At 50.2% G+C, this 17,569-nt stretch carries 18 protein-coding genes; 13 read left to right on the forward strand and 5 right to left on the reverse strand.

Annotated elements, in window-relative coordinates; translation table 11 throughout:
- Nucleotides 1-15 precede the first annotated feature (15 nt).
- The 12 genes from gluQRS to panC all read left to right on the forward strand — a co-directional run bounded on the left by gluQRS (nucleotide 16) and on the right by panC (nucleotide 12,159).
- Complete coding sequence (gluQRS, locus tag HEN33_RS03360) at nucleotides 16-912, forward strand: tRNA glutamyl-Q(34) synthetase GluQRS (protein ID WP_032183256.1); 897 nt, start codon at nucleotides 16-18, stop codon at nucleotides 910-912.
- Between the two features lie 59 nt (nucleotides 913-971).
- Nucleotides 972-2,369, forward strand: a complete 1,398-nt coding sequence (pcnB, locus tag HEN33_RS03365) for a polynucleotide adenylyltransferase PcnB (RefSeq protein WP_203369798.1) — start codon at nucleotides 972-974, stop codon at nucleotides 2,367-2,369.
- The gene (gene folK / locus HEN33_RS03370; RefSeq protein WP_032302406.1) at nucleotides 2,366-2,842 is read left to right on the forward strand and encodes a 2-amino-4-hydroxy-6-hydroxymethyldihydropteridine diphosphokinase; all 477 of its coding nucleotides are present in this window, start codon (nucleotides 2,366-2,368) and stop codon (nucleotides 2,840-2,842) included. Before pcnB ends, folK begins: the two co-directional genes overlap by 4 nt.
- A gap of 503 nt (nucleotides 2,843-3,345) precedes the next feature.
- Entirely contained in the window at nucleotides 3,346-3,915 is a 570-nt protein-coding gene (locus HEN33_RS03375; protein WP_032302405.1) for a fimbrial protein, read from the forward strand.
- 66 nt (nucleotides 3,916-3,981) lie between these two features.
- Nucleotides 3,982-4,716, forward strand: a complete 735-nt coding sequence (locus HEN33_RS03380) for a fimbrial chaperone (protein WP_105277316.1) — start codon at nucleotides 3,982-3,984, stop codon at nucleotides 4,714-4,716.
- A 32-nt stretch (nucleotides 4,717-4,748) separates the two neighbouring features.
- Nucleotides 4,749-7,355, forward strand: a complete 2,607-nt coding sequence (locus tag HEN33_RS03385) for an outer membrane usher protein (RefSeq protein WP_176263090.1) — start codon at nucleotides 4,749-4,751, stop codon at nucleotides 7,353-7,355.
- Nucleotides 7,356-7,371: 16 nt separating this feature from the next.
- Entirely contained in the window at nucleotides 7,372-7,944 is a 573-nt protein-coding gene (locus HEN33_RS03390) for a fimbrial protein (RefSeq protein ID WP_105272028.1), read from the forward strand.
- An 11-nt stretch (nucleotides 7,945-7,955) separates the two neighbouring features.
- Complete coding sequence (locus HEN33_RS03395; RefSeq protein WP_105277298.1) at nucleotides 7,956-8,552, forward strand: fimbrial protein; 597 nt, start codon at nucleotides 7,956-7,958, stop codon at nucleotides 8,550-8,552.
- A gap of 6 nt (nucleotides 8,553-8,558) precedes the next feature.
- Nucleotides 8,559-9,125: a fimbrial-like protein gene (locus HEN33_RS03400; RefSeq protein ID WP_231347610.1), complete on the forward strand. Its 567-nt coding sequence runs from the start codon at nucleotides 8,559-8,561 to the stop codon at nucleotides 9,123-9,125.
- Nucleotides 9,126-9,151: 26 nt separating this feature from the next.
- Complete coding sequence (locus HEN33_RS03405) at nucleotides 9,152-10,384, forward strand: fimbrial protein (protein ID WP_176263091.1); 1,233 nt, start codon at nucleotides 9,152-9,154, stop codon at nucleotides 10,382-10,384.
- A gap of 117 nt (nucleotides 10,385-10,501) precedes the next feature.
- Complete coding sequence (gene panB, locus HEN33_RS03410; protein WP_176263102.1) at nucleotides 10,502-11,296, forward strand: 3-methyl-2-oxobutanoate hydroxymethyltransferase; 795 nt, start codon at nucleotides 10,502-10,504, stop codon at nucleotides 11,294-11,296.
- 11 nt (nucleotides 11,297-11,307) lie between these two features.
- Nucleotides 11,308-12,159: a pantoate--beta-alanine ligase gene (gene panC, locus HEN33_RS03415; RefSeq protein ID WP_000905377.1), complete on the forward strand. Its 852-nt coding sequence runs from the start codon at nucleotides 11,308-11,310 to the stop codon at nucleotides 12,157-12,159.
- Nucleotides 12,160-12,379: 220 nt separating this feature from the next.
- Here the strand turns inward: panC and HEN33_RS03420 are convergent, their stop codons facing one another.
- Nucleotides 12,380-13,300 carry an Rpn family recombination-promoting nuclease/putative transposase gene (locus tag HEN33_RS03420; RefSeq protein WP_176263092.1) on the reverse strand — a complete coding sequence of 307 codons (921 nt, stop codon included), beginning with the start codon at nucleotides 13,298-13,300 and terminating at the stop codon, nucleotides 12,380-12,382.
- 273 nt (nucleotides 13,301-13,573) lie between these two features.
- Between HEN33_RS03420 and panD the strand changes: the two genes are divergently transcribed.
- Nucleotides 13,574-13,954 (forward strand): aspartate 1-decarboxylase, encoded by a 381-nt coding sequence (panD, locus tag HEN33_RS03425; protein WP_000621515.1) that lies wholly within the window; start codon nucleotides 13,574-13,576, stop codon nucleotides 13,952-13,954.
- Between the two features lie 3 nt (nucleotides 13,955-13,957).
- Here the strand turns inward: panD and HEN33_RS03430 are convergent, their stop codons facing one another.
- The 4 genes from HEN33_RS03430 to HEN33_RS03445 all read right to left on the reverse strand — a co-directional run bounded on the left by HEN33_RS03430 (nucleotide 13,958) and on the right by HEN33_RS03445 (nucleotide 17,489).
- A complete protein-coding gene (locus HEN33_RS03430; RefSeq protein ID WP_176263093.1) occupies nucleotides 13,958-15,187 on the reverse strand; it encodes a polysaccharide deacetylase family protein in 1,230 nt (409 codons plus the stop codon).
- Between the two features lie 63 nt (nucleotides 15,188-15,250).
- A complete protein-coding gene (locus HEN33_RS03435; protein WP_000901978.1) occupies nucleotides 15,251-15,691 on the reverse strand; it encodes a PTS sugar transporter subunit IIA in 441 nt (146 codons plus the stop codon).
- Nucleotides 15,692-15,795: 104 nt separating this feature from the next.
- Entirely contained in the window at nucleotides 15,796-16,566 is a 771-nt protein-coding gene (locus HEN33_RS03440) for an ABC transporter permease (protein ID WP_053274003.1), read from the reverse strand.
- Nucleotides 16,563-17,489, reverse strand: coding sequence for an ABC transporter ATP-binding protein (locus tag HEN33_RS03445; protein ID WP_000150637.1), 927 nt, complete (start codon nucleotides 17,487-17,489; stop codon nucleotides 16,563-16,565). Before HEN33_RS03445 ends, HEN33_RS03440 begins: the two co-directional genes overlap by 4 nt.
- Nucleotides 17,490-17,569: the final 80 nt, after the last annotated feature.

Consider the following 17,569-nt stretch of genomic DNA (forward strand, 5'->3'; position numbering starts at 1 on the left):
TTTTTGTTCAACGAGATGACAGACACACACTATATTGGTCGCTTCGCCCCCTCTCCTTCTGGCGAGCTTCATTTTGGCTCTCTGATTGCCGCGCTTGGAAGCTTTCTACAGGCTCGCGCCCGGCAAGGTCGCTGGCTTGTTCGCATTGAAGATATCGATCCGCCTCGTGAAGTTCCCGGTGCCGCAGAGACCATCCTGCGCCAGCTGGAACATTACGGTCTACACTGGGACGGCGATGTTCTCTGGCAATCGCAACGTCACGACGCCTATCGCGAAGCACTCGCATGGTTACATGAGCAAGGGTTAAGTTATTACTGCACCTGCACGCGCGCACGTATTCAAAGCATTGGCGGTATTTACGACGGTCATTGCCGGGAGTTGCATCATGGGCCAGAAAACGCTGCTGTACGTATTCGCCAGCAGCATCCGGTCACCCAGTTTACTGACCAGCTGCGCGGCATTATTCATGCCGACCAAAAACTGGCGCGGGAAGATTTTATTATTCATCGTCGTGATGGTTTATTTGCCTATAACCTGGCGGTGGTGGTGGATGATCACTTCCAGGGCGTGACAGAAATTGTTCGTGGCGCGGATTTGATCGAACCCACGGTGCGCCAAATCTCGCTGTACCAGCTTTTTGGCTGGCAGGTGCCAGATTACATTCATTTGCCACTGGCACTTAATCCACAAGGCGCTAAACTTTCCAAGCAGAATCATGCGCCTGCGTTGCCAAAAGGCGATCCTCGGCCGGTGTTAATCGCGGCACTTCAATTTCTGGGCCAGCAGGCAGAAACACACTGGCAGGATTTCAGCGTTGAGCAAATTCTCCAGTCAGCCGTCACAAACTGGACGCTGACTACCATTCCTGAGTCGGCAATTGTAAATTCAACATTCTCAAATGCGTCATGCTGAGCTATGATTAGCCGCTATTTTTTTGTCCTGAATGATGTTTGACACTACCGAGGTGTACTATTTTTACCCGAGTCGCTAATTTTTGCCGCAAGGTGCTAAGCCGCGAGGAAAGCGAGGCTGAACAGGCAGTCGCCCGTCCACAGGTGACGGTGATCCCGCGTGAGCAGCATGCTATTTCCCGCAAAGATATCAGTGAAAATGCCCTGAAGGTAATGTACAGGCTCAATAAAGCGGGATACGAAGCCTGGTTGGTTGGCGGCGGCGTGCGCGACCTGTTACTTGGCAAAAAGCCGAAAGATTTTGACGTAACCACTAACGCCACGCCTGAGCAGGTGCGCAAACTGTTCCGTAACTGCCGCCTGGTAGGTCGCCGTTTCCGTCTTGCTCATGTGATGTTTGGCCCAGAGATTATCGAAGTCGCAACCTTCCGTGGACACCACGAAGGTAACGTCAGCGACCGCACGACCTCCCAACGCGGGCAAAACGGCATGTTGCTGCGCGACAACATTTTCGGCTCCATCGAAGAAGACGCCCAGCGCCGCGATTTCACTATTAATAGTCTGTATTACAGCGTGGCAGATTTTACCGTCCGTGATTACGTTGGCGGCATGAAGGATCTGAAGGACGGCGTTATCCGTCTGATTGGTAACCCGGAAACGCGCTACCGTGAAGATCCGGTACGTATGCTGCGCGCGGTTCGTTTTGCCGCCAAATTGGGCATGCGCATCAGCCCGGAAACCGCAGAACCGATCCCACGCCTGGCTACCCTGCTGAACGATATTCCTCCTGCACGCCTGTTTGAAGAATCGCTTAAACTGCTACAAGCGGGCTACGGTTACGAAACCTATAAACTGTTGTGTGAATACCATCTGTTCCAGCCGCTGTTCCCGACCATTACCCGCTACTTTACGGAAAATGGTGACAGTCCAATGGAGCGGATCATTGAGCAGGTGCTGAAGAATACTGACACGCGTATTCATAACGATATGCGCGTCAACCCGGCGTTCCTGTTTGCCGCCATGTTCTGGTATCCCCTGCTGGAAACAGCACAGAAAATCGCGCAAGAGAGCGGCCTGACTTATCACGACGCTTTCGCGCTGGCAATGAACGATGTGTTAGACGAAGCCTGCCGTTCACTGGCGATCCCGAAACGGCTAACCACTTTAACGCGTGATATCTGGCAGTTACAGTTGCGCATGTCCCGCCGTCAGGGTAAACGCGCATGGAAATTACTCGAACATCCGAAGTTCCGTGCCGCTTATGACCTGCTGGCACTGCGTGCTGAAGTAGAACGCAACGCCGAGCTACAACGTCTGGCGAAATGGTGGGGTGAGTTCCAGGTTTCCGCGCCGCCGGACCAAAAAGGGATGCTTAACGAACTGGATGAAGAACCGTCACCGCGTCGTCGTACTCGTCGCCCGCGCAGACGTGCGCCGCGCCGTGAGGGCACCGCATGACAGTGGCGTATATTGCTATCGGCAGCAATCTGGCCTCTCCGCTGGAGCAGGTCAATGCTGCCCTGAAGGCAATAGATGACATTCCTGAAAGCCGCATTCTTGCCGTTTCTTCGTTTTACCGCACCCCACCACTGGGGCCGCAAGATCAACCCGATTACTTAAACGCAGCCGTGGCGCTGGAAACCTCTCTTACAGCTGAAGAACTCCTCAACCACACACAGCGTATTGAGTTGCAGCAAGGTCGCGTCCGCAAAGCTGAACGCTGGGGACCGCGCACGCTCGATCTTGATATCATGTTGTTTGGTAATCAGGTCATAAACACTGAGCGCCTGACCGTTCCGCACTATGATATGAAGAATCGTGGATTTATGTTGTGGCCGCTGTTTGAGATCGCGCCGGAACTGGTGTTTCCTGATGGTGAAACGCTGCAAGCAAGACTCACTACTTTCCCTCCCTGCCCACAGCACTGGTAAACCACATTTCTGGAAAAGCGTATTGGGTAATGCAATGTTGTATAATATTATTTTATAGTTTCAATGAATTAATTCTCTCTCCCCCATCATAAAAATCACAAAAAAACAGCATTAAACATATAATTACGGCAAATATATTTTCATTACCTATATTAACTTTTCTCTTTATAAGAGGTTTTTAATGATAATGAACCAGTTTATTCTGGGTACTATGCCTCACTCCCGGTATTAGCACTGGATAGCGCTTAACTGGATTCTGTCAGGCTGGGACGGGGCAACAAGAGCATACAACGACCAGTCCTTAACGCGTGATTATTAATTTCTACAGCGTATCATCATATTATTTAAATCTGCCCAACCTCACCAAATACATTCATAAAATGCATAATGATAATAAATCATAAAATACATTCACCGAAGATATTTCTCTTTAAAGAGCGTGACATTTATAATAAGTATTGGTGAGAAAAATCACCCCCATTAATTTTTATAAGGATATTCCCATGTTAAAAAAAAGTGCTATTGCTGCGGCATTAGTGATGTTCACCACTTCTGCTTTCGCGCTGGATGGCGGTCAATTAGATTTCGCGGGTTTGGTGAGTGACAACACTTGCGTCTTGCACGTCAACGGTGGCGCCCAGGACGGTCAGATTACCCTGCAAACCGCCACAACCACTGAAGTTAATCAGGCCGGTGTTGTCCAACTTGCCAGCCCTGGCGCAAAACCGGAAGCCTTCTCTATTACGATCGATTGCTCGGACGATCCACAGGGCGCCTCTGCCAATCTGAGCATGGGTTCCGTGTTCTTCAGCAACAGTCAGGGCACTCTGAACAACGATCTCTCCATTAGCCAGGCGGCTACCGGGGTCGCGATTGCCATTCACTACCTTACCGATGCCACTACCTACGAACAGATGAGAGTGAACGACAGCACTGATGTTAAAAACCTGCTGTTTACCAACGGCAAAGCGGTTTACAACTTTAAAGCGTCATATGTAAAACAGGCAGCAACAGTTAACGCAACGGCAGGTTATGTCAAAACCAACGCCGCTTATACAGTGACTTACCAGTAAATATCTGCATCACCCGACAGCCCACGGGCTGTTGGGTCACTCAATAAGGATAGTGTTATGACCAGGATGTGTCAGTTTATTGTTTCCACTGCTTTCGTCGCATCGACAGCCGTTTTCAGCCTCACCGCGCAAGCAGATATTGTGCTTTCCGGTACGCGCATTATTTATAATGCCGACCAGAAAGACGTCACATTGCGCATGGAAAACAAAGGTGCCCGCCCACTATTAGTTCAGACCTGGATTGATACCGGCAGCGAAAATGCCGACCCCAGCACACTGAAAGTGCCTTTTACCGTGACGCCGCCGGTTTCCCGCGTTGATGGTAAAAAAGGCCAAACGGTTAAAATTGCCTGGAGCGCCAGCCAGACCCTTCCAGCCGATCGCGAAAGCGTTTATTGGTTCAATGCGCTGGAAGTTCCCCCCAAGATGAACGATGCCGATGCCAAGGGAAAAAACATTCTGCAATTGGCTTTCCGTACCCGTATCAAGCTGTTCTATCGCCCAACCGGCCTGGCGGGTAACCCGGCTGATGCACCAAAACAGTTAACCTGGCGTCTCCAGTCTTCAGCCGGAAAAGTGGTGTTGCAGGCAACAAACCCAACGCCTTATCACGTCTCATTCAGCAGTATTACCCTTGCCTCAGGCGGTAATAAATATACCGTGGAAAGCAGTATGGTCGAGCCCAAAAGCAGTGCGGAAATGGTGGTAAAAGGCGCTCCCCGTTCTGTGTCTGGCGCAACAGTTGAGTACTCAGCCATTAATGATTTTGGCGGTGGCATTGACGGCAAAGTCAAACTTTGATGCCCACAGACGAGATCGGCTGAGATCGTACAATGAAGATCCCCCACGATGGCAAAAGAATTCAACGATCGCCGCTCGCTTGCCTGATTGCGTGTAGCCTGCTGCCCTGCACACAAAATGTGTGGGGGGCAAACGAGACCGTTGAGTTTGATAACACGTTCCTGATGGGCGCAGGTGCCAGAGATATTGATGTCAATCGTTACAGCAAAGGTAACGCAACATTGCCGGGGCGCTATGACGTCAGCGTGTTTATTAATAACCAGGCCAGCGCCAATCTGAAAATCGAGTTTATTGAATTAGACCCTGAACACGCTGCTCAGCCCTGTATCTCCACCAACACATTATTACAACTGCATATTCGCCAGCCAGAAAAGTTAGCGGATAACGCAATTTTGCAAAAACGCGAAAATGCTGCGCAGGATTGCCTGAACGTAGAGGTTGCTATTCCGCAATCGAGCGTCGCTTACAATAGCAACGATCAGCGGCTTGATATCAGCATGCCGCAAATCTGGCTGCAGAGAACCTATGCCAACTATGTCGATCCGTCGCTGTGGGATGAAGGCATCAATGCCGCAATGCTCTCTTACACCCTTAACGGCTGGCGCAGTGAATCCCCCAATCAAACCACAGAAACCAGCTACGCCGGACTGATGGGCGGTATCAATTTATGGGGATGGCATTTTCGCTCACATGGTAACTATTCGTGGGACAAAGAAGACGGCGGCAGTTTTGAATTTCAGGATAAATATCTGCAACGCGATATCGCCGCGCTCCGCTCTCAGCTGGTAATGGGTGAAACCAATACCACAGGAGAAACCTTCGACTCGGTGCCTATTCGCGGGCTGCGACTCTATAGCGAAAGCCGCATGTTGCCCCCTACGCTGGCGTCGTATGCGCCTGTTATCCGTGGCGTGGCAAACTCTAACGCGAAAGTCACGATCACCCAAAACGGTTATAAAATTTATGAAACGACCGTGCCGCCTGGTCCATTCGCGATTGACGATCTCACGCCGGCAGGGTTCGGCGCCGATCTCGAGGTGACCATCACCGAATCGGACGGTTCAAAACGTACGTTTAGTCAGGCTTATTCATCGGTGATCCAGATGATGCGTCCCGGCGTGGGCAAATGGGATATCAGCGCCGGTGAGGTCAATAAAGCGGAACTCCAGGATAAACCTAACCTGCTGCAAGGTACCTACTATTACGGGTTGAGTAACACCTTCACCGGCTACACCGGCCTGCAAATGACCGATAACGGTTACTGGGCCGGTTTATTAGGGGTGGGCATGAATACATCGCTGGGCGCTTTCTCCTTCGATGTTACTCAGTCTCATGCCGAAATTCCTGACGATAAAACCTATAGTGGACAGAGTTACCGTGTTTCATGGAACAAATATTTCGCCCCGACCGAAACCTCACTCAACATTGCCGCCTATCGCTACTCCACTGAAAACTATCTGGGGTTGAACGACGCGTTAACGCTGATTAATTCTGCCAACCATCCTGATGAAGAAGGCTATTCGGGGATTGTCAGTTATGCGCGCATGAAAAATCAGTTCAGCGTTAGCATTAACCAAACGTTAAAAAGTGATGAACGTGACTATGGATCTTTCTATGTGAATGGCACATGGACAGATTACTGGGTAACCAACGAATCACAGAGCAGTTTTGCCTTTGGCTACAGCAATGCCTTTAACTGGGCGAGCTACAGCGTCAGCCTGCAACGCACATACGACGAAGACAATAAGAAGGATGACTCGATTTATCTGAGTGTGACCATTCCGCTTGATAAACTGCTTGGCCGCGATAGCCATCAGGGCGGGTTCAAAACCCTGAACACCAGCGTTAACAGCGACATGAAAGGGAGCTCACAATTTAACGCCAATGCCTCGGGCTACAGCCAGGATAATCGCTGGAGTTACAGCGTGAATACCACCTATAACGTGCAGAAAAACAGCGACAGCCTGAAAAGTATCAGCGGTTATACCAGCTATGAGTCGCCGTGGGGAACATTTTCAGGCTCAGCCTCCACCAGCAGCGATCGCTCACGTCAGTATGGGCTCAGCACCGATGGCGGTTTTGTACTCCACCGCCACGGTCTGACCTTCAGTAACGACAGTTTTACCGACTCTGACACGTTGGCGCTGATCAACGCCCCGGGTGCAAAAGGCGCGCGCATTAACTTTGGTAACAGCACCATCGACCGTTTTGGCTACGGCGTGACCAGTTCACTGTCACCGTACCGGGAAAATACCGTCGCGCTCGATGTTAACGATCTGGATAACGACGTGGAGCTCAAAAACACCAGTAGCGTCGCCATTCCGCGCCAGGGTTCCGTCATTTTCAGCCACTTTGACACCGATACCGGGCGCTCCGCCATTCTCAATTTACTGCGTAGCAACAATCAGCCCGTGCCGTTTGCTTCCGATATTACCGACGAAAAAGGGACCTCTATCGGGACCGTCGGTCAGGGCAGTCAGGCATTTGTACGCGGCATTGCCGACAGCGGTGAACTGACGGTCACCTGGTATGAGAAAAATAGTCGCCAGCAGTGCCGTATTCATTATCAGATACCGTCATCACCCACCATGACCGGTAAAACCATCGTACTCAACGGCGTGCCATGCACCCAGCAATAATGTTCCAGGAGAGGAAATGAGAGCTTTTTTACTACCGCCCCTGCTGCTGCTGACGTCGCTTTGTCTGCGCCCCGCACTGGCAACCGATCTTTCGGTGAACTTTACCGCGACCATCAAAGAGACGACCTGTGCCATGACGCTCAACGCATTGAATGGGGCCAATATCAGCGGTGATACCGCAACAAATAACTATTATCTGGATCTGCCTGATATGGGTGTTTCAGACATTGTGAATAAATCGTCACTGTCGGAGGCTAATTTTAAAATCCTTGCCAGCAATTGTAATAACTATATTTCCGGCCTGTCGATGACCCTCAATGGCGCAGTCAGCAGCTATACAGATTCGTTAATCGGTAATGACCAGACCGTTTCCGGACATACCAACTATGTTGGTCTTGGTATTAAACGTATGAACGCTGATGAAAATCTCCGCTTTAAACTCAACGGTAGCCAGCGAGTTACCTGGACGAATGATGAAATAAGTAATGGATTAGATCTTACAGCCATGCTTCGTCAGACCACCACCGGGAATACGATCACCACAGGCCAATTCCAGGCCAAAGTGACTTTCGTCTTTACCTACCAATAGCAGGTTTGTTTATGAATTATCACAATATAACCTTTGTCTTGCTGCTGTGCTTTGGATATATCGCCATCGGCCACGCCGCCAGTAGCTCTATGGACGTTACGGTACGTGCTAAGGTCACTGCCAGTACCTGCACGGCGGAATTACGCGATGCGCAGGATCAGCAAGCCACCACCATCGCTATTGGCGATGTCTATCTCAACGAGCTTTCCGCTAAATCGAAATACCAGAACTTCAGCCTGGTGTTTTCAAACTGCGAAGGGTTAGCAAAGGATCAGGCAAAAGTTGTGCTTTCTGCACAGACGGGCTGCGATGGCGCTTCCAGTACCGGTGGCGGATACCGTAATGCACTGACGACGGCGGACGATGATGCGGCAACCGGTGTTGCGGTTGAAGTGTGGACGACCAATCAGCCAGAAGGTCAGGGCAGCATTCAGCTTAATTGTAAAACCAAACCGACCAGTATTGTTGATTTAGCTGCGGCAACAGGCTCGAATATTGTCCAATGGCCGCTCAGTGCCCGGATTGTAGTGGCTTCCGATAACACCATCGCTGATGTACGCGCCGGGCAATTCTCCACTAATGCAGTCTTTTCTGTGACCTATGAGTAGATGATTATGAAAACAGTTATCTACATGATTGCGTTTTGGTTTTCTTACAACGTCATTGCAGCCAGTACCAATATTAATATGACTGCCAATATCATCAGCACCAGTTGCCGGGTCACGCTCGACAATAATGGAAATATTGATTTAGGCACAGTGGATTATAGCTATCTGAATAATAATACCTCTGTCGATCGCGTCTATTCTGGCGGGCACCCCTTTTATATTACCGTCAGCGACTGCGCGCAGGTAGCGGGGAAAAATCCGGCCCACCTGACCGTCAGCTTTACGCCTTTGGCAGGCACCCTTGCGCCAACCAACCTCCAGGTATTCGCCAACCAGCAGGTCAACGGTGCAAAAAATGTCGGCGTGGTTATTTTATCGACCGAGGACGCACAGCATATTTTCAATGTGCTCGACACGCGTGGTCAACCGCAAAGTATTTACCCCGTGACGCCCGAAACGATCGCTAACGCGACATACCACTTTTACGCTCGGATGCAAAAAATTGACCCTACACAAGCGGTAACCAGCGGCGTGGTAAAAGCGAGCGTATTTGTTGGGGTTTATTATGAATAATCTATATCACTCTCAAGGATGAAGAGATGAACACGCAATACTTTTCCCGGTCTAAGCAGTGGTGTCGAACACTGCTGGTTCTGTTGTCCTTCTATTCAGGCTGCCTGCACTCTGCCAACACAATAATCGTCGGCAACAAAACCTATTCAGGTTCGACGGAAAATAATTCCGGTCCACAGGGGGATGGCAGCGCAACGGCAACGTTCAGTACCGGGGCAAATCAGATAGTGATCCCAACCTCAGCGGGGCTACAAAGTAGCAACATCAGGCTCCAGCTGGGTTGGATGGATACAAACTCATCAGGAAATAGCCTGATTTACTGTGGCGCTGGCGGAATGGGAACACCATTAACCCTGGAGAGCCATTTCGTTGATGCTCTGGTGAGTGCAGATGGCCACAAGCTCTTTAAAACCAATGTGCAGGGTCTCTACTTCAGGATGCACATGTACAATGTAAGCTCATTCAAAACAACCTCCAGCAGCGATATCTATATCGGTGATACCCCCCAACAAACATTGACATTAACGCCCGAGCATTCCGTATGCGTCGCCGATCTGGGGAATTACACAGCCGTAGGCGGTCTGGTCAGTAAAATTGATATTGAGTTTTATAATGATGGCACCTTCAATCCCAATACGACAGGTAGCATCGCTTTACTGAGCAACAAGGGATATCACTATTCAGTGACAAATGCAGCGCCTGGTGGTGCATTGACCTCGCACTCTATTTATCAGACGTTCAATATGGGTAATGTGACGCTTAGCTCGCCAACCTGTACCTCAGCGGTCGTTTCGGGGAATACAGTTCAGGGAGATACCGTCAGCCTCGGTGAATATAACCCCAAAGACATCATTGATGGCGTTGACGGCATCCCTTTTGGTATAGCACTAAAGAACTGTTACCGGGTCACCAATATCGAGGTCAAAATGACTACCGGCGCCCCTGCAATGTCGGCTGCGTTATTGGGTAATTCGTTAACCGCCGAAGCCAATGCCGCCAACGGCGTAGGCGTGGAGATAAAAGGAAAATCGAACTCACATTATGCCGAGGTTGTTCTTCACCCTAATGACACCCATTCTGTTTATAAAGCCTATGTCGATACAGCTGACACGTCGAATGGCATTATTGGTTCAGGCACATCGGGAACCGCAGCAAATCAAACGCTAAATTTTGTCGCCACTCTCAAACAAGACAACAATCAACAAATCAGAGGCGGTGATTTCAAAGCGACCGCCGTTTTCTCTATCACTTACCCCTGAGCCCCGCGCCGGCAGGTTCCCCTGCCGGTTTTAACCACAAAGGGCTAACACTCATCACTGACATCCCCTACAATGCGCCAATCCTATAGATAACACTTATGACTAACAGGGGTTATGATGAAACCGACCACCATCTCCTTGCTGAACAAATACAAACAAGAAAAAAAACGCTTCGCCACTATTACCGCTTACGACTACAGCTTCGCTAAATTGTTTGCCGAAGAAGGACTTAACGTGATGTTGGTTGGCGATTCGCTGGGCATGACTGTTCAGGGGCACGACTCCACACTCCCGGTAACCGTTCAAGATATCGCCTACCACACTGCTGCCGTACGTCGTGGCGCACCAAATTGCCTGCTGCTGGCCGACCTGCCGTTTATGGCGTACTCCACCCCGGAACAGGCCTTTGAAAATGCCGCCACAGTAATGCGTGCCGGAGCCAATATGGTCAAAATTGAAGGCGGCGCATGGTTGGTTGAGACGGTACGAATGCTGACTGAACGCGCAGTGCCGGTTTGTGGTCATTTAGGTTTAACCCCACAGTCAGTGAATATATTTGGCGGCTACAAAGTACAAGGGCGTGGCGATGAAGCGAGCGATCAACTGCTCAGCGATGCGTTAGCCTTAGAAGCCGCTGGTGCACAGTTGCTGGTGCTGGAATGCGTGCCGGTTGAACTGGCGAAACGCATTACCGAAGCGCTGGCGATTCCGGTAATCGGTATTGGCGCGGGCAACGTCACCGACGGGCAAATCCTCGTGATGCACGACGCGTTCGGTATTACCGGCGGCCATATCCCTAAATTTGCAAAAAATTTCCTTGCCGAAACTGGCGACATCCGCGCAGCAGTGCGTCAGTATATAGCTGAAGTGGAGTCCGGTGTTTATCCGGGCGAAAAACACAGTTTCCATTGAGGAGTCACGTTGTGTTAATTATCGAAACCCTGCCGTTGCTGCGTCAGCAAATTCGCCGCCTGCGAATGGAAGGCAAACGCGTGGCGCTGGTGCCTACTATGGGTAACCTGCACGATGGTCATATGAAGCTGGTCGACGAAGCCAAAGCCCGCGCCGATGTGGTCGTCGTCAGTATTTTCGTTAACCCGATGCAGTTTGACCGCCCGGAAGATCTGGCTCGTTATCCACGAACCTTGCAGGAAGACTGCGAGAAGCTAAACAAACGTAAAGTGGATCTGGTTTTCGCTCCCTCGGTAAAAGAGATCTATCCGAACGGTACAGAAACCCACACCTATGTCGATGTTCCAGGCCTTTCCACCATGCTGGAAGGTGCCAGCCGTCCAGGACATTTTCGCGGCGTATCGACCATCGTCAGCAAACTGTTCAACCTGGTCCAGCCGGACATCGCCTGCTTCGGTGAAAAGGATTTTCAGCAACTGGCGCTGATCCGCAAAATGGTTGCCGACATGGGCTTTGATATTGAGATTGTCGGAGTGCCGATTATGCGCGCGAAAGACGGTCTGGCGCTCAGTTCCCGTAACGGCTATCTGACGGCGGAACAACGTAAAATTGCGCCGGGTCTGTACAAGGTCTTAAGTTCAATTGCCGACAAATTGCAGGCTGGCGAACGGGATCTCGATGAAATTATTGCTATTGCCGGGCAAGAACTGAATGAAAAAGGTTTCCGTTCCGATGATATTCAGATTCGCGATGCCGACACCTTGCTGGAAATCTCTGAAAACAGCAAACGAGCTGTGATTCTGGTAGCCGCCTGGCTTGGCGATGCTCGCCTGATCGACAACAAAATCGTCGAACTGGCGTAATACTTATACTCTAAATAATTCAAGTTGCAGGAAGGCGGCAAGCGAGTGAATCCCCAGGAGCTTACATAAGTAAGTGACTGGGGTGAGCGAACGCAGACGCAGCACATGCAACTTGAAGTATGACGAGTATAACTGGCGCTACGGCTGATGGCGCCAATTATTAATTTGCCCCACATCATGGCGATGACGTCTGTAAGCGATTATTCATATCGCAGGCAATTTAGTTAATCAGCTTATCAAGCTCAGCAAGAGGTAAATTTGCCATCTCTGCAACGTCTTCCCGAGACATTCCTTTACTCAGAAGACGCTGGGCGAATTCCTGCCTTTCCTCTTGTCTTGCCTCCTGTCTTCCCAGCTGAATCCCCTTCTCAATTCCTTTTTCAATTCCCTTCTCTTCAAACCACTGCGCCAACGTCATCATAGACTCCCCTCCCGTTTCCCTGTCTCTCACCACACCATAAAACAAATCCGCTTGTTCAGTATGACCGCGTTGCAGCATATAGTTTTGCATGGCAACTAACTGACTTCCGCTAGTGTACCCTTCGTCAATCAGCGTGACCAGTTGCTCCAGCAATAACATTAAGTCGCGCTGGCGAATATGTTTTTGCAGCAGTTCGAGAATCGCAATCCGCCGATGTTGCATGATTTCGTCATCCGGTGTGATAGTGATATCCACCAGCGGGAAAGGACTGTTATAGACGCGTCGCGCCAGCTCCGGCGAGTAAAACATATCAAACCAGCACATTGAGAGTGGATAAGGCGTGGCCTCGCCCTGATAAAACAAAATCGGCACCACCAGCGGCAGCTTATCGTGGTCAGCCTCCAGATGCCGGTGCATGGCGGCAATAGAATAACGCATCATACGAAACGCCATTTTTTTGTCCGGCTTGCTTTGGTGTTCAATCACAACATGTAGATAGCCCGTATTACCCTGCATTTGCACGGAATAGAGCACGTCAGTGCTGTGCCCTTTCAGGCTTTCTTCAATAAAACTCCCCGACTCAAGATGCAGCGTGTCGAGGTCACACAGTTCGCGTAGCTCCGCTGGCAAATGGATATCCAGAAAGTCGCGAGCCGTTTCCGCGTGCATTAAAAATTGTTTAAACACCGCATCATGCGGTGTGGTACTCGGTGCATCCATCTTCCCTGCCTTCCGTGTTGTCTTGCGTGAAGGCAGTATCCAGTCAAGGCGCGCCGTCGTCAGCCGCCTCTTTAGTGTTTACCGAGCAGCGTTCAGAGAAATTTCAATTGGTTACAGGTGTTACATGGCTCGCTTCGGCACGGCACGCAAACTGCTGATGCAAATGCCTTCAGATGAGTAGACACTAAACAAAAATCGGGCAATACTGCGTGAGAATTTCCTCAAAGCAGGCACCGCCTGCTTCGTTAACGACAGGGTAGAAAGGTAGAAGTTATGATTCGCACGATGCTGCAGGGCAAACTCCACCGCGTGAAAGTGACTCATGCGGACCTGCACTATGAAGGTTCTTGCGCCATTGACCAGGATTTTCTTGACGCAGCCGGTATTCTCGAAAACGAAGCCATTGATATCTGGAATGTCACCAACGGCAAGCGTTTCTCCACCTATGCCATCGCGGCAGAGCGCGGTTCGAGAATTATTTCTGTTAACGGTGCGGCGGCCCACTGCGCCAGCGTCGGCGATATTGTCATCATCGCCAGCTTCGTCACCATGCCGGATGAAGAAGCTCGCACCTGGCGGCCCAACGTTGCCTACTTTGAAGGCGACAATGAAATGAAACGTACCGCAAAAGCGATTCCAGTTCAGGTGGCCTGATAATCACCCCAGCGGCTGGTTACTCACCAGCCGCGACATCGTCTCCAGCGAATCCGTTCTTAAGATATAAAGCCGTTTTAGTAACAACGGATTATCCCCCGGTTTTACTTTGCCTTTCATGGTGGTCACTGCCAGATGAAATCCGGCTTCACGTGCCGCCTTCACCGCTTTGTCATTAAATCCGCCAAACGGATAAGAAAGATACAAGACATGTGGATTAAACTGCGCCAGCGCCCGACGCGATCGCGCAAAATCAAACAGAATATTGTGCTCACTACGGCTCAGTAATATGGGGCGGCGATAGCCATCTACCCGATGCAAAAAATGAGTATGTGACTGGAAATCAAATACATCACGAATTTCGTTAAGCTCAGAAATGCTCATAAATTGCAGCGATTTTGGATCCCATTTCTGCGGGTGACGTTTGATGCGCGAGGTAACAATAAATGCCGTCGCCTTCATACCATAGTGTTTCAACACAGGATACGCATAGCGGCTAACCGACTTGAGACCATCATCAAAGGTAATCACCACGGCACGTGCCGGGAGATTAATTTTATTCTGCACGTAACCTTCCAACTGTGTCATGCTCAGTGTCGCGTACCCCCTGTCGCGCAGCCAGGCCATCTGGTTATTGAAGGCACGTACCGAGGTGGTCGTCGAAGTATGGCGAAAACGGGTGTTTTCTTCGTCGCGCAGAATATGATGATAGGTTAGCACCGGCAGGCCATTGTCGGGTTGGGCATCCAGCGCGCTGATATAGGCCAGTCGATCGCCAATACGGACCTGATACCAGGTTTGGTTTAACCTGTCTTTCAGTTTATGCAAAATCGGATAACGCAAATTGTCCGCCAGTACCCCAAATGGCGCACTGCCCACACTCGGCGCGTTATAAACCGGCGTATCTTTCCAGGTTATTAAGTTCTGATTACTCAGCGGCTTGTTGAGGTCACCCAAACCGTCTTCAACTTTTTGTCGCCCCTGAACCGGCTCGAGATGACCTTTATCGATAAACCCTTTGCCAAAGCCAAAATTAAATGCGTAATAACTTGCGGCAGTGGGCTCCACGGCAATGATTTGTCCGGCCCGAATATTCCCTACCGTCACCATTTTGTCGCCAATTTGCGCCCAAACCGCGGCATTTTCGATAGTTTGCATATAACGGGCAGGTAATGCGGCACTGACGCTTGTGGTAAACAGCATCAGCAGGAGAATAACGGCTTGTTTATACATGAAAAAATAACCAGGGATGAAACAACGCTTTTATTGTAGCAAAAGCGTCATCAGGCTCGCGGGTTAATACTCATACAAATTATGTTTGAGGACGAAAGGCGGATTTTTTTGTTGTTGGTGCCAGAGACTACTAACTTCAGGCCCACCCAGTTCGACAATTCGCTCGCGAAACTCAGCGCTGGATAATGTTTCACGGTAGGCCAGCATCTGTTCAACTAACGGTAATGTTACCCCAGAAATCACTTCACAGCGGGAGTGTTTGTGGCTTAATAGCGAAGCCACGCGGTAAGGCGGCGCTCCGGCAATATCAGTTAAAAAGATCACCCCATCGCCAGAGTCTGCTTCATGCAGAGCATCGCACATCATACGGCTGAGCATATTAGAACTTAATCCGCGCCAGAAATTCACGGCCCGGCACTGAAGAAGCGCCCCGTGTTTTTTCTCCAGCGCATCCAGTATCTCTTGCGCCCGATCATCGTGACAGGTAATAACCCAACCTAGCATCGCCTTCCTCCTTAGCCGAAAATCAGTCTACCCTGACCATGGTTGATAAAGGGTGATAGCCGTCAAAACTCCTCTCCCCCGAATCCAGAAGAGAGGAAATAGCCTTAGCTACGTAGACCACGCCCACGTTGGATCAGCGACCAGCAAATCAAATAAAACGCCACAATAAAGACCCCCAGTACGCCAAAGGTAGTGACCAGCGGCACATCATTGATACCGAGGAAGCCGTAGCGGAAACCACTGATCATATAAACGATCGGGTTCAGGTGCGACAGTCCCTGCCAGAACGGCGGCAGCAAAGTCAGGGAGTAAAAGACCCCGCCCAAATACGTGAGTGGCGTTAACACAAAGGTTGGCACCAGGCTGATGTCATCGAACGTTTTGGCAAACACGCCGTTCAGCAATCCAGCAAGGGAGAATAACACCGCCGTGAGCACCAGCGTTAAAGCGACAAATACCCACGAATGCACCTGAAACGGCACAAAAAACAGTGAAATTGCCGTCACCAGAATGCCAACAAACAGTCCGCGTGCTACGCCACCACCGACATATCCGGCAATAATCACGTGAGTCGGTACGGGTGCAACCAGCAGCTCTTCAATATTACGCTGGAACTTGGCCCCAAAAAATGATGAAGCGACGTTGGCGTAGGCATTGGTGATTACCGACATCATGATCAGCCCCGGCACGATGAACTGCATATAGCTGAAGCCATGCATATCGCCGATGCGCGAACCAATCAGGTTACCGAAGATAATAAAATAAAGGGTCATGGTGATGACCGGTGGCACCAGCGTCTGCACCCAGATACGCATAAAGCGATGGATCTCTTTCGCCCAGATGCTTTTTAGTGCCACCCAGTAAAGATGCATCATGCGCGATCTCCTTGTTTTTCATTAACCAGTGAAACAAACAGCTCTTCCAGACGGTTAGCTTTGTTACGCATACTTAATACCTGAATACCCTGCTCACTTAACTGCGTGAACACGCTGTTAATCCCCTGCTCACGCAGCACTTCAACTTCCAGCGTAGCGGTATCGACCAGTCGATACTGATAGCCATCGAGCTTCGGTAATGGGCTTTTCGGCGCGAGATCGAGAATAAAAGTTTCCGATTTCAGCTTCGCCAGCAGCGCCTTCATCGAGGTATTTTCCACCAGCTCACCGTGTTGAATAATGCCGATATTGCGGCACAGCATTTCTGCTTCTTCCAGGTAGTGCGTGGTAAGAATGATGGTGGTGCCTTTATCGTTTAAATCCTTCAAAAATCCCCACATTGAGCGGCGAAGTTCGATATCCACGCCTGCGGTTGGTTCGTCAAGAATCAGCAGTTTAGGTTCATGCATTAACGCACGAGCAATCATTAAACGGCGCTTCATCCCGCCCGATAACATACGCGCACGTTCGTTACGCTTTCCCCATAAATCGAGCTGTTTAAGATACTTTTCGCTGCGGATGTACGCTTCTTTGCGCTCTACACCGTAGTACCCCGCCTGGTTCACCACAATTTGTTGCACGGTTTCAAACGGGTTGAAGTTAAATTCCTGGGGCACCAGTCCCAACTGACGTTTAGCGTTCACGACATCCTTCTCGAGATCGTAACCAAATACGCTGACCCGCCCGGAGGTTTTATTTACCAGAGAGCTGATAATACCGATAGTGGTTGATTTCCCGGCCCCGTTCGGCCCGAGAAGCGCATAAAAATCACCCGCTTCGACCTGCAAATCGATCCCACGAAGCGCCTGAACGCCGCCTGGATAGGTTTTTTTAAGCTGTTGAAGTTCCAGTGCAATGGTCATAAATTTTTACTTACCTTACGTTCTTACACTTTATCTGTGGTTTAAATCGTCCCGGAGTTGCCCTATATTAGCCAAACGTA

This window comes from Escherichia sp. 94.0001, from assembly GCF_013369155.2.
In the GTDB taxonomy this organism is placed as follows: Bacteria; Pseudomonadota; Gammaproteobacteria; order Enterobacterales; family Enterobacteriaceae; genus Escherichia; species Escherichia coli_F.

What these genes read in the sequence shown, in the direction of transcription:
- HEN33_RS03420 (WP_176263092.1), bottom strand. Translation starts at nt 13,300, where the DNA reads ATGGATGCACCGAGTACCACACCGCATGATGCGGTGTTTAAACAATTT.
- HEN33_RS03375 (WP_032302405.1), top strand. Translation starts at nt 3,346, where the DNA reads ATGTTAAAAAAAAGTGCTATTGCTGCGGCATTAGTGATGTTCACCACT.
- HEN33_RS03405 (WP_176263091.1), top strand. Translation starts at nt 9,152, where the DNA reads ATGAACACGCAATACTTTTCCCGGTCTAAGCAGTGGTGTCGAACACTG.
- HEN33_RS03395 (WP_105277298.1), top strand. Translation starts at nt 7,956, where the DNA reads ATGAATTATCACAATATAACCTTTGTCTTGCTGCTGTGCTTTGGATAT.
- HEN33_RS03430 (WP_176263093.1), bottom strand. Translation starts at nt 15,187, where the DNA reads ATGTATAAACAAGCCGTTATTCTCCTGCTGATGCTGTTTACCACAAGC.
- HEN33_RS03380 (WP_105277316.1), top strand. Translation starts at nt 3,982, where the DNA reads ATGTGTCAGTTTATTGTTTCCACTGCTTTCGTCGCATCGACAGCCGTT.
- HEN33_RS03440 (WP_053274003.1), bottom strand. Translation starts at nt 16,566, where the DNA reads ATGATGCATCTTTACTGGGTGGCACTAAAAAGCATCTGGGCGAAAGAG.
- HEN33_RS03400 (WP_231347610.1), top strand. Translation starts at nt 8,559, where the DNA reads ATGAAAACAGTTATCTACATGATTGCGTTTTGGTTTTCTTACAACGTC.
- HEN33_RS03445 (WP_000150637.1), bottom strand. Translation starts at nt 17,489, where the DNA reads ATGACCATTGCACTGGAACTTCAACAGCTTAAAAAAACCTATCCAGGC.
- panB (WP_176263102.1), top strand. Translation starts at nt 10,502, where the DNA reads ATGAAACCGACCACCATCTCCTTGCTGAACAAATACAAACAAGAAAAA.
- HEN33_RS03435 (WP_000901978.1), bottom strand. Translation starts at nt 15,691, where the DNA reads ATGCTAGGTTGGGTTATTACCTGTCACGATGATCGGGCGCAAGAGATA.
- HEN33_RS03390 (WP_105272028.1), top strand. Translation starts at nt 7,372, where the DNA reads ATGAGAGCTTTTTTACTACCGCCCCTGCTGCTGCTGACGTCGCTTTGT.
- folK (WP_032302406.1), top strand. Translation starts at nt 2,366, where the DNA reads ATGACAGTGGCGTATATTGCTATCGGCAGCAATCTGGCCTCTCCGCTG.
- panD (WP_000621515.1), top strand. Translation starts at nt 13,574, where the DNA reads ATGATTCGCACGATGCTGCAGGGCAAACTCCACCGCGTGAAAGTGACT.
- gluQRS (WP_032183256.1), top strand. Translation starts at nt 16, where the DNA reads ATGACAGACACACACTATATTGGTCGCTTCGCCCCCTCTCCTTCTGGC.
- HEN33_RS03385 (WP_176263090.1), top strand. Translation starts at nt 4,749, where the DNA reads ATGAAGATCCCCCACGATGGCAAAAGAATTCAACGATCGCCGCTCGCT.